Source organism: Bradyrhizobium sp. PRIMUS42, from assembly GCF_023006515.1.
Classification (GTDB): domain Bacteria; phylum Pseudomonadota; class Alphaproteobacteria; order Rhizobiales; family Xanthobacteraceae; genus Bradyrhizobium.
The window spans coordinates 1-8,088 of the sequence record NZ_JALBGZ010000255.1; the positions used below are offsets into that span (position 1 = coordinate 1).

Annotated in this window: 6 protein-coding genes and 1 pseudogene; 3 read left to right on the top strand and 4 right to left on the bottom strand. The window is 64.4% G+C overall.

Features of this window, described 5'->3' with window-relative positions; all coding sequences use genetic code 11:
• Positions 1-573 (bottom strand): annotated as a pseudogene (locus MOV75_RS19465) (hypothetical protein); the annotation flags it as partial.
• A 424-nt stretch (positions 574-997) separates the two neighbouring features.
• Between MOV75_RS19465 and MOV75_RS19470 the strand changes: the two are divergent.
• Positions 998-1,165: a hypothetical protein gene (locus MOV75_RS19470; RefSeq protein ID WP_246919522.1), complete on the top strand. Its 168-nt coding sequence runs from the start codon at positions 998-1,000 to the stop codon at positions 1,163-1,165.
• The gene (locus MOV75_RS19475) at positions 1,162-3,726 is read left to right on the top strand and encodes a cation-translocating P-type ATPase (protein WP_247006407.1); all 2,565 of its coding nucleotides are present in this window, start codon (positions 1,162-1,164) and stop codon (positions 3,724-3,726) included. The genes MOV75_RS19470 and MOV75_RS19475 overlap by 4 nt, the downstream gene beginning before the upstream one ends.
• Here the strand turns inward: MOV75_RS19475 and MOV75_RS19480 are convergent.
• Positions 3,723-4,226 (bottom strand): MgtC/SapB family protein, encoded by a 504-nt coding sequence (locus MOV75_RS19480; RefSeq protein WP_246919511.1) that lies wholly within the window; start codon positions 4,224-4,226, stop codon positions 3,723-3,725. The genes MOV75_RS19475 and MOV75_RS19480 overlap by 4 nt on opposite strands.
• 255 nt (positions 4,227-4,481) lie before the next feature.
• Complete coding sequence (locus tag MOV75_RS19485; protein ID WP_246919506.1) at positions 4,482-6,221, bottom strand: ATP-binding protein; 1,740 nt, start codon at positions 6,219-6,221, stop codon at positions 4,482-4,484.
• A 439-nt stretch (positions 6,222-6,660) separates the two neighbouring features.
• Here MOV75_RS19485 and MOV75_RS19490 point away from each other — a divergent pair, with 439 nt between their 5' ends.
• The gene (locus tag MOV75_RS19490) at positions 6,661-7,629 is read left to right on the top strand and encodes a catechol 2,3-dioxygenase (RefSeq protein WP_246919502.1); all 969 of its coding nucleotides are present in this window, start codon (positions 6,661-6,663) and stop codon (positions 7,627-7,629) included.
• A gap of 112 nt (positions 7,630-7,741) precedes the next feature.
• Here MOV75_RS19490 and MOV75_RS19495 read toward each other — a convergent pair.
• On the bottom strand, positions 7,742-8,088 hold a 347-nt coding region (locus MOV75_RS19495; protein WP_247006408.1), incomplete at its 5' end, for a cytochrome c.

The window sequence follows — 8,088 nt, forward strand, 5'->3', positions numbered from 1 at the left end:
CGTCGGTGCCGGTCCTGTCCCGACCGGACCCGAGGCGGGGCCCGATCCTGGCGCGACCGCTGCTGTCTGCGCGGCGAGTTGGCCAAGCTGTTGCTCCATTGTCCCGCCGCTGGAATGGGGGACGACCTTTCCGACGACCTTGGCCACCGCCAGCGCGCCGGGTGCTATCGGCATTTGTTGTTCGGCAGTCCTGACGTCGGCCGCGGTTGGGCATGATTTGTAGGGAGAGTGCTGTGACGTCATCCGGCCGTCGTCGTCGACCCGGGCGAAATCGCTCGCGACCGTGTAAACGAACGCGGCATCGATGGAGTGGCCGGCCTTGTTCTTCGCTTTCACGGCGCCGCATACGTATCGCGCAGCGTCTGCCTCGACCGTTCGCAGGCTGCTGAAGTGAGCCGAACTCGGCTCGATGAGAATGCGAGAGACCGCAGCTCGGGCCTTGCGATGCTCGGATTGAAACATGCTCCATATTTCATCGGGATTGATGACGTCGGGCTGAAAGTTCCAGGCGTAGCCAATCCCGAAGAATGCTGTGCCGATGCACGTCGCGATGATGGAGGCTCGCAGATTCATGAGATGGCGCCCTCTAGCAGGCACGACTCGTCCGTGCCCCCGTCCGTGGACTCGACGGAGGTCGTGGAGGTTGTGCCGAATTGTTTGCGCCAGTAGGGGGTGAGACTCTTAATAAAACGTGTGCGATTGTGGAATCGCCTCGATTCCCGTCCAACGGGAACTTTATTTCTCCGCCGGCGTCACTTTCACAGATGGGTCACACGCCGGACATCTCCGGTCGTGCTGTGCGTAGACATGTCTCGAAGCACGCAAGGGGCGGCGGAATTTTCGGGCCAGCGACATCGCGTTCCAGGCACGCCTTGACATGCCGCAAATGCGTGTCGGCGCCGGCCGGTAATGTCCGCCTGCATGAATGCCGAAGAGCGTTGCGCCCGGATGTCGAGGGTGAGGTGGGCTCCAGGTCATGCTGATCGGAGACATGACCATGAGCATCATCTTTCGCATCGTCTTTATCGTCGCCGGCGCGCTCACCGCGCTGTTCGTCGCGCGCGATGCCCTGAACTTCACCATCATCCAGACCTTCGTCGCCGTTCTGCTTGTGACGGCCATCGTGGGGGCTGGAAGTCTCTGGAGCCTGCGGCGGAAGACGTGAGCAAGACAGAGCGCGCCGGTTCGGCCGGGCTGAGCGAAACCGAGGCTCGGCTGCGGCTGCAACAGGAAGGCTACAACGAACTGCCTCGGTCCGAACGGCGTACGCCGCTGCGTATCGTTCTAGAAGTGGTGCGCGAGCCGATGCTCGCGCTGCTCCTGTGCGGCGGGCTTGTCTATCTCCTGCTCGGCGACCTCCGCGAGGCCCTGCTCCTGCTCGCATTCGGCGCCATCTCCATCGTGATCACGATCGTGCAGGAAACCCGCACCGAACGTGTGCTGGAAGCGTTGCGAGAGCTGACCAGTCCGCGCGCGCTCGTGGTCAGGGACGGGGAGCGGCGGCGGATCGCGGGCCGGGACGTCGTTCGCGGCGATCTCCTCGTTCTGGCCGAAGGCGACCGGATTCCGGCCGACGCGCTGCTCGTCAGCGCGCGTGATCTGGCGGTCGACGAGTCCCTGCTGACCGGAGAATCCGTCCCGGTTCGCAAGCAGGCAGTCAAGACGTCAGCCACCGACACCGTCTTGGCTGAGCATCGCCCGGGCGGCGATGATCTGCCCTTCGTGTATTCCGGTTCGCTGGTGGTGCGAGGTGAGGGTCTGGCCGAGGTCGAGGCCACCGGTCCTCGCAGCGAGATCGGCAAGATCGGCTTGTCGCTGCATGGCTTGCAGGCAGAGCCGCCCCGGCTGCAACAGCAGACCGCACGGCTCGTACGGCTTTGCTTTCTCGGCGGCGCCGCGATCAGCCTGGCCGCCGTGCTGCTTTACGGAACATTGCGCGGGGATTGGCTGCAGGCGCTGCTCGGAGGCATCGCCATCGGCATGTCGATGTTGCCTGAGGAGTTTGCCGTCGTCCTCACGGTGTTCATGGCGATGGGCGCCTGGCGCATCTCGAAGGCGCGCGTGCTGACGCGGCGCGCTGCCGCGATCGAGGTGCTCGGCTCCGCCACGGTGCTGTGCACCGACAAGACCGGCGCGCTGACGCAGAACCGGATGTCGGTTGCTGAACTGAGGCTGGGTGATGGGACGAGCTTGCGCCTTGGCTCGCCGCAGCCGGCTCCTGTGGGAGCGGAGTTTTTCGAGCTGGCGCGGTGCAGCACTCTCGCGAGCTCGCCGGAGCCGTTCGACCCGATGGAGAAGGCGCTGCACGCGTTCGTGCTTGCCAGTGTGCCGGATGACGACGAAACCGGGGGCGCTCGGATTTTGTTGCGCAGCTACGGGCTGCGGCCCGAGCTGCTGGCAATGACCCAGGTTTGGCAGTTGCCGCATCGCGAGGAAGTCTTGGCCGCTGCGAAAGGTGCTCCCGAGGCTATTGCGCACCTCTGCAAGCTGGATGGTGCGCAGCAGGGGGCGCTGCGCGATGCGGTCGCGGCGATGGCAAAGAATGGTCTTCGCGTACTGGGCGTAGCCGCCGCGACTTGCGACGGCGAGAGCCTGCCGACCTCACAGGAAGGCTTCCCCTTTCGCTTTCTCGGTCTCGTCGGGCTCGCCGATCCGCTTCGTCCGCAGGTCCCGGAGGCGGTGGGTGAATCGCGCTCGGCCGGCATTCGCGTCGTCATGATCACGGGCGATTATCCTGCGACCGCGATGTCGATCGCCGGGCAGGCGGGGCTTGACGTCAACGAGGTCGTGACCGGCGAGCAGATCAAGCTCGCGGACGACAGCGAGCTGGAAGCCCTCGTCAGGAATGTAAACGTCTTCGCGCGGGTCCTGCCGGAGCAGAAGCTGCGGATCGTTCAGGCGATGAAGCGCAACGGCGAGATCGTCGCGATGACCGGAGACGGCGTCAACGACGCGCCGTCCCTGAAGGCTGCCCATATCGGGATCGCAATGGGTGGCCGCGGCACCGATGTCGCCCGCGAGGCCTCCTCGATCGTCCTGCTCGACGACGATTTCGGCTCCATCGTTGCGTCCATCCGGCTGGGGCGCCGGATCTACGACAATCTCCGGAAGGCGATGGCCTTCATTTTCGCCGTCCACGTTCCGATCGCGGGGCTTGCCCTGCTTCCCCTGGTTTTCGGGCTGCCGCTGGTTCTTGGTCCGGTTCACATCGCGTTTCTGGAGCTGATCATCGACCCCGTCTGCTCGCTCGTGTTCGAAGCCGAGCGGGAGGAGCGCGATATCATGACGCGCCCGCCGCGGCGCGCCGATGCGGAGCTGTTCTCGTGGGCGTTGATCGGCTGGAGCATCCTCCAGGGTGCCATGGCATTTGCGTTGATTGCCGCGATCTTCGTCGTCGCGCTTCGTTCCGGTATTCCGCCCGATGAGGCGCGCGCGCTCGCTTTCATCGCGCTGGTCGTCTGCGTCGTCGCACTGGTGCTGGTCAACCGGTCCTTCAGCGCTTCCTTCATGTCAGCCTTCTTCCGTCCGAACCCGGCATTGCTCTGGATATTCCTGTCGATCGCGCTCGTTCTCGCCGTGGCTTTGTTGTGGCCGCCGGCATCGAGCCTGTTTCGTTTCGGTCCTCTGCACCTCGACGATCTCATGGTCACGCTCGGCGCGGGATTGTTGGTGCTCACTGTGCTGGAGCTGCTGAAGCCGTTGTGGAGCCGGCGGCTGCGGTTCTAGCCGCTGTCCTCGGAACCCGTCTTAGGCGAAACCTCCGCCCGGTGCGGATCCTCCTTGCCACCGAGGGCGCGATGCAGCCAGCGTTCGACGCGGCGGCCGATCGTGAGCAGCACGAAAGCGAAGGCCAGCGCGACCAGCACGATCTTCCATTCTCCGGCGCCGCAAACGATGCCGAGGCAGGCGGCAAGGAAGGTGCAGGCGGCGCTGGTCAGGCCCCGAACGCGAAACCCCGTGCTTTGGTGGACGATGACGCCAGCGCCGAGAAAGCCGATCCCGGTGAGGATGCCCTGGATGACACGGCTGGCGGCGTCGGCGACCTTGGTCGGTTCGGCAAGCTGCAGTGCGAGCAGAACCACGGTCGCGGTGGAGAGCCCGACGATGCCGAGCGTCTTCAGCCCGATCGGCTTGCCGTGCAGGTCGCGGTTCAGGCCGATCGCGCCGCCGGCGAGCGTCGCGGCTCCCAGGCGCAGCAGAATTTCGGGCCAGTCCAGCTCGGTCATGTCTTGCCTGTCACTTCTTCGGCACTTGTCCCATGAGAGCGCGCGTGGGCTTGTGTCATGGGTTGAACGCCGGCTTGGAGTCGGCAAAATATAGTCTAGGCGGGCGAGGCGCTCCAGAGGCGCAGTAACGTCTTGTGCTCCGGACGCAGCGCAGCGCCTCCCTGGCGATGCAGAGCATCGTCCAGTCAGCGGGGCGCATCACTCCACATGTCCCGTGTTGCCGTCTGGGGTCCCGGCGTCCGGGACACGAGCAGTTTACCGCAACGGCTTCTTCAAGAGCGAGAAGCGGTCCGGATCGAGCCCCATCGAGGGCTGCAGCATCGGGGCCTCGACGTTGGAGAGCGTTTTGGCCGGAGGGGCCGAGAACACCGGATCGTTCGGCACATCGCGCTGCGAGGTGGCGCCGCGCCAGCGCTCGAGCACGGCGCTGACGAAATGCATGTCGTGGCCGGAGGTGACGGACGGTACGCTCGAGATGGTGGCTTCGCCGCGCGGCAATTGATGCGGCGGCACTTCCTTGAAGCGTAAGCGCGTCGGCAGCGCGACGCCTTCGCCGAAGGCCAGCACTTCGCGCGTGCCGAGTGAGGGTACGAAGGAGAGCAGGTTCGCGGCGGCGTCCGACACGGCGGCGCGGAGCAGCGCCTGGTCGCGCTCGTTGGCAAGCCGCATCGTGAACAGCGTGTTGCACTGGGAGATGATGGTGGCGTCGAGCTCGGCCGGACGCTGAGTGATGAGGCCGAGATAGACGCCGTATTTGCGGCCTTCCTTGGCGATGCGCGACACCGCCTTGCGGGTCGGGCCGAAGCCGATGTTGCGGTCGGCGGAGGCGTAGCGGTGCGCTTCCTCGCACACGAACAGCAGCGGCGAGACGCCGTCGCTCCACAGGCCGAAGTCGAAGGCCATGCGGCAGAGCACCGAGACGACGGAGTCGATGACCTCGGCCGGGAAGCCGGCGAGCTGCATCACCGTCATCGGCTTGCCGTTCGCCGGGAGGCGGAACAGATGGCTGATGACTTCGGCCATGGTGTCACCGCCGACGTTGGCGTTGTCGAACATGAAGGCGTAGCGTGGGTCGTTGCGCACGGCCTCGATGCGAGAGATCAGCTTGTGATAGATGATGCGCGAGGAACGATTTTCCAGCTTGCCCATGCGCTCGTCGATCAACGACATCAGGTCGACCAGGCGATAGGGCACCGGCGTGTCGATGGTGTAGCCGATCTGCTTGGGATCGATGCGCTTCAGGCCGATGCGGTCTGCGTTCTGATACTGGGTGTAGACGCCCTTGGCGAGCGGGATCACCTCGGCGAGGATGTCGAGCTCCTCCGGCACGCCGGCGCGGCCGCCGAACAGCACGTCGACGATTTCCTCGAAATTGAACAGCCAGAACGGCAGCTTCAGGTTTCGCGGGTTGAGCACCAGCGCGCGGTCGCCGAAGCAGCGGCCATATTCATTGTGCACGTCGAGCAGGAAAATGCGCAGGTTCGGGCGCGCCTTCAGGATCTCGTTGAGCAGCAGTGACACGCCGGTGGATTTGCCGACGCCGGTCGATCCCAGCACTGCAAAATGCTTGGACAGCATTTCCTCGACGTCGACATAGGCGATGACCGAGCGGTCCTGCTGGAGAAAACCGACGTTGATCTGGTCCGAGCCGGTCGGCGCGTAGATCGTGCGCAGCTCTTGGCTCGTAATCAGATCGACGGCATCCCCGATGGTCGGATAGTTGGTGACCCCGCGCTGGAATTTGGGCTTGTCGGCGGCGTTGAGGATCTCGCCGAGGAGGTCGACCGAGGCGACCGCGATATAGTTGTCGCTGCTCGACAGGTTCTCGCAGGATACCTCGGTGATCATCGCGACGATGACCGAACTGGCGCTGCGAATACTGACGAAGCGGCCGACGGTCGCCCGAACTTCCGAGATCGGCATCTGGCTTTCCGCCAATAGCCCGACCCGGGCGAGCGATCCGCGAACCGAAATCACGCGTCCAAAGGATGTCACGATCAATGAACCTGGCAAGAGCGAGGGATTTGCCCGGACTATGCGCGGCCGTCGCTGCACAAACGGTTAAGCGGCAGGCGCGGGCGCTTCGTTAAATCCGCGACAATTCGGTCATGAGCTTTGTTCCGATTGCATCCGTCCGGGCAGAATCGGCGGGAAAATGCTTCGGTTCCAGGCCGTTGGCCGCCAAAAGCAGTTAAGCAATAATTTACCATCCGGCCAGTCGGTCCGCCGTTCGGGGGATGTTGGTCTCGGAGGCGGGATGTCAGTCGATTCAGGGGGATGTTTTGATTTGTTGACGGGACCTAATCATTTGTACATTAGTACAAATGAGCCGGCGGCTTCGATGCCGCCTTCGGGCAAATCGGGCGCGTTGCGGCCCCGGGCCCCGATCGCGCGATCCGGTCCGACGGATCGCCAGCTGTGCCTGGAGGAAAGCATGCAGCCCGAACCGATCCTTGATCTTGCTCATCTCGGCCATATGGAGCTGCTGACGCCCAAGCCGGACGAGAGCCTGAAATTCTTCGTCAACGTCATGGGCATGACCGTCAGCGGCCAAAAGGGCGAGTCGGTTTACTTGCGCGGCTGGGACGATTACGAGCGCTATTCGCTCAAGCTGACGGCGTCGAAGACCTCGGGCATGGAGCACATGGCGCTGCGCGCACGCAGCCAGCAGGCGCTGGAGCGCCGGGTCGCCGCGCTGAAAGGATCCGGCTTCGATATCGGCTGGATCGACGGCGATATGGGGCAGGGGCCGACCTTCCGCTGCCGGGATCCCGACGGTCACATCGTCGAGCTCTATTACGAGACTGAATGGTATCAGGCGCCGCCCGAGCTGAAACCGGCGCTGAAGAACCAGGCCCAGCGCTTCCCCGCGCGCGGCGTCAACGTCCGCCGCCTCGATCATCTCAACTGCCTCGCCGTCGACATCAAGGCCAACCGCGAGTTCTTCGAGAATTACCTCGGTTGCCGCCTCACCGAGCAGATCGTCCTCAACGACGGAAGGGAAGCGGCGATGTGGCTGACCATGTCGAACAAGAGCTACGATTTCGCCTATTCGCTCGATCATTCAGGCACGCCCGGCCGCTTCCACCACGTCACCTACGCGCTCGACAGCCGCGAGGAGATTCTGCGCGCCGCCGACATCTTCCTGGAGAACGGCATCCACATCGAGACCGGCCCGCACAAGCACGCGATCCAGCAGACCTTCTTCCTCTACGTCTACGAGCCCGGCGGCAACCGCGTCGAGGTCGCCAATGCCGGCGCACGCCTCATTCTCGCGCCCGACTGGAAGCCGATCGTGTGGACCGAGGAGGAGCGCAAGAAGGGCCAGGCATGGGGGCTGAAGACGATCGAGTCTTTCCATACCCACGGCACGCCGCCGGTGGACGTGAAGAAGCACGGCTAGAGCCGTAACTCTGACGTTTCATTCAGTGTCATTCCGGGGCCCGAGCGTAGCGAGGGAGCTATGATGCGCAATTGCGCATCATAGCTCCCCGCTTCGCGTCGCCCCGGAATGACTAGTGGGTTGAGCTGCGCACCCGCGCGATTGTTTCGCGCACGCCGGTCCACGCCGGCTTGTCCGGCGCGACCTGCTTGCGCAGGAAGGTGACGAGCTCCTCGATCTGTGCGTCGCTCATGCTGTTCCTGAACGCCGGCATGTAGCCGAGGTCGCTCGACACCGGCTCGGCGATGCCGTGCAGAATGATCTGCACGAGATTGTCCGGCGTTCTGCTGTGCAGATTGCTGTTGAGCGCGAGAGAGGGCCTGGTGCCGAACAGCGGCAGACCGCCGACCTCGTGGCAGACGGCGCAGGCGCCCTGATAGAGGCGCGCGCCGCTGGACGACGCGACGGTGACTTGGGCCG